The organism is Mesorhizobium sp. WSM3879 (assembly GCF_002294915.1).
GTDB lineage: Bacteria > Pseudomonadota > Alphaproteobacteria > Rhizobiales > Rhizobiaceae > Mesorhizobium.
Genome location: NZ_NSFZ01000030.1, coordinates 1 through 2,652, shown reverse-complemented (window position 1 = coordinate 2,652; position 2,652 = coordinate 1). Strand labels below are relative to the sequence as shown.

Sequence of the window (2,652 nt, the reverse complement as noted above, 5' to 3'; positions counted from 1 at the left end):
CCCCCCGCCCCGCCCCGGGGCCCCACAAACCACCCGCCCCCGGCGTCCGCCCCCCCCCCCGCCCGGCCCCCGGCGGCCCCCCCCGCGGGCCCGCGCCGCCCCGGCGCCGGCGTCGATGGCATCGAGGCAAACAGGCATGTCGAGGCCGCGCTGAGGGATTGGCAGCGGCTGAGCTTGATACGGCCCGACGCACCGCCGTCTGTGCCGGCTCGAGAGGCTGTGAGCCAGGTGGTCGCCATCGCGGGCCTTTCCGTACGCATCGAGTACCCTGCAGCCCGCGCCTTTCCCGCGGTCGCCGTGTTCCGGCATCTCGAGGTCCGGCGAGAGACTGCCGACATTCTGTTCCAGCTGGTCGAGCATGAGGGACGGGTCCACCTGTTCCGGGATGGCGACTGGATTCTGTCCTGCGCGCCCGACGAGCTCCCCGTCATGCTGAAAGGGCAGATGCTGATCGAGGTCCTCGATCGCAGCGCCTACGAACTTGCTCTGCACGCGGCTGCGCTTCTCAAAAATGAGCGCATCGTGCTTCTCTGCGGCAACCCGGGCGCAGGCAAGACTACGTTGACCCTGGCGCTGGTCAATGCAGGGTTCGGTTTCGCATCTGACGATGTGACGCTGTTGGACTCCCGGGGACATGGCATTGGTCTGCCGTTTGCGCCCGCCGTCAAGGCGGGAGCATGGTCGCTTTTGGCCGAACGCTACCCCAATCTCGACGCTGTTCCGGTTTGTCGCCGGCCGGACCGCAGGCGAGTTCGGTTTGCGGTGCCCAGCGAGGTCGTGCCGTCCTCCCCCATACCAATCGGCTATGTAATCCAGCTTCGTCGAGGTCGCGACGCGAAAGCTTGCCTCGAGCCGATCGACCCGGCCAGCGCATTGCGTGTGCTGCTCAACGGGGCGTTCGCACCCGGCCGAGAGTTGAGCGGCAGCGCCTTCGACACTCTGACCCAAGTAATCGGATCGGCGGGCACCTATTGTCTGAGCTATTCGAAGCTCGATGATGCAGTAGAGCTGATCACGAAGGCATGCCGGTGAGACACAGAGGCAACGCGCTCGAGGCTCTGATCGCCGGACTTCGCGGCAGTCCGGCCGACGGGGCCGATTGGCACGCCGTAATCGCTCTGGCCAATCGCACTTTGCTCACGCCGGATTTGTTCTCCTCCCTCGCGCGCGCCGGCCAGATCCACCGGCTGCCGCAGGACGTGTACGAATATCTCCGGTTCGTTCACGACTGCAATCGGGAGCGGAACCTGCGGCTGCGCGCCCAACTGCTCGAAGCCGTTGCGGCGCTTAATGGCCGCGGCATCGTTCCGCTCCTGCTCAAGGGCGCTGTTCCCTTGTTCCTTGCGCCGGCAGGCCGGGCTCCCAGCAGGATGACAAGCGACCTCGATTTGGCCGTGGAGCCGGCCGAAGAGGCCGCCGCCCAAATCTGCCTTGAAGAGCTCGGCTATGCCGAGGTGGCAGGCGAGCGAGGCATGGCGCGTGAGCAGGATGCCGGAATGCTGGAACTCCGGGCGCGCCGGGCGATCGACTTTGAACCCCCTATGTTCGTCCAGCACGACGATTTGCGGGTGAATATTCCTACTGCCCAGTCCCGGGCTCTGCACTGGATCGTGCACGACCTGTTTAAGGAGGGCGACTACTGGCGCGGAAGGATTGATCTCAGGCATCTTCACGACCTGGCACAATTGGCGGAGACCGAGAACGTGGACTGGAGCGCGCTGCAGGCATCCATGTCGGACCGAAGCGCCCGCAATGCGCTGGACGCCCAGCTGCTGGCCTTGCATCACTTCTTCGGAACCAGGATCCCGGCAAGATGCGCCCGGCGTCCGATCGTCCGTTTCCAGCACTGGAGGCGCGTCTTCACGGCGACCCACCCGATCATCGGCGCTCCGTTGCGCCTGGCCGGGAATTTGATTTGGGGAACGCGGCGGTTTCTAAGCGCCAGGGGTTCGGCGAGGGGGGGCTCGTCCGATTTCGCGCGGCGCATCGCTCGTACGCTTTTGCTTCCAAGCGCGAAAATCTAAGCCTTTTGGTGAACTAGTATCCTGGCATCGGGAAACATAAGCTGTTGTGATACTTTGGAACCCGCATGGGAGAATCGTCATGCCAACCGAAAGCACGAAACGCTCGGAAAGGACGCAGGAAGTCCTCGTTTCAGAGGCTCAGGCGCGCCGGGACTTTCTCAAGAAGGCAGGGCGTTTTGCGGCGGTGACTCCACCGGCCATAACGGTTCTGCTCGGCACCAGCCTGAACTCCAGAGCAATCGCCAAATCGGGAGGAACACGCCCGGGCAACGGCTGGGGCGACAAAAACCACATTCACCTCGGGCCTCCCGGCCAGTCGTAAGGTTGACCGTCAGGGTCGCTGAAGCAGCGTTTTGAGAACCAAAAGCGCGTCGCGCGGAAATGGATCCGGGCGGCGCGCTTTCGCGTCTTTGCTTCAATTTTGATACCCCGATCGCTGGCGGCACGCCGCGGTCGGGGTATTTGTTTGTTGGCGGTCGCTCCCCCTGTCAGATCAGGCGAGCAGCCAATCGTTCAAATGGAATTCATAGATCTTGCCGTCGTTCTCGGTCGGATTCGAGTCGTTGTCCACGCCGCGATCGACGACATAGAGGCTCATTTGGTGGCTCGGATCGTCGCTGCTCGGCGC

3 protein-coding genes are annotated in these 2,652 nt (G+C 64.0%); all 3 read left to right on the top strand.

Features of this window, described 5'->3' with window-relative positions; translation table 11 throughout:
- The first annotated feature begins 219 nt into the window (after positions 1 to 219).
- The 3 genes from CK218_RS29830 (at position 220) to CK218_RS29820 (ending at position 2,346) form a co-directional block, all read left to right on the top strand.
- The gene (locus tag CK218_RS29830; protein WP_176478072.1) at positions 220 to 1,032 is read left to right on the top strand and encodes an aldolase; all 813 of its coding nucleotides are present in this window, start codon (positions 220 to 222) and stop codon (positions 1,030 to 1,032) included.
- Positions 1,023 to 2,024 (top strand): nucleotidyltransferase family protein, encoded by a 1,002-nt coding sequence (locus tag CK218_RS29825; protein WP_245435245.1) that lies wholly within the window; start codon positions 1,023 to 1,025, stop codon positions 2,022 to 2,024. The genes CK218_RS29830 and CK218_RS29825 overlap by 10 nt, the downstream gene beginning before the upstream one ends.
- Positions 2,025 to 2,103: 79 nt before the next feature.
- Positions 2,104 to 2,346 (top strand): hypothetical protein, encoded by a 243-nt coding sequence (locus CK218_RS29820; protein WP_082980372.1) that lies wholly within the window; start codon positions 2,104 to 2,106, stop codon positions 2,344 to 2,346.
- The last annotated feature ends 306 nt before the right edge of the window (positions 2,347 to 2,652 follow it).